1 protein-coding gene is annotated in these 228 nt (G+C 34.2%); it reads left to right on the top strand.

Annotation, left to right across the window (positions count from 1 at the left end; genetic code table 11):
• Window positions 1-193, top strand: a 193-nt coding sequence (locus N2Z58_09475) for an HAD-IA family hydrolase (protein ID MCX7654887.1), incomplete at its 5' end; no start/stop codon positions are given.
• Between the last annotated feature and the right edge of the window lie 35 nt (window positions 194-228).

The raw sequence follows: 228 nt of genomic DNA, 5'->3' as shown, positions 1-228 counted from the left end.
AAAGGGTGCGGAAGAACTTAATTTAAAGCCTGAAGAATGTATTGTTTTTGAAGATGCAATTGCAGGAATTGAAGCGGCAAAAAAAGCTAATATGAAGGTCATAGGTGTTGGTTCTAAAGAAATTTTAAAGGATGCTGATATGGTTATAGAAGGTTTCAAGAATGTATCGGTAGATATAATAAAGGCACTCTAATTGAGTGCCTTTATGTTTTGAAGACATAATGGACG

Source organism: Fervidobacterium sp., from assembly GCA_026419195.1.
Lineage (GTDB): Bacteria > Thermotogota > Thermotogae > Thermotogales > Fervidobacteriaceae > Fervidobacterium.
This window is presented reverse-complemented; position numbering and strand designations above follow the sequence as displayed.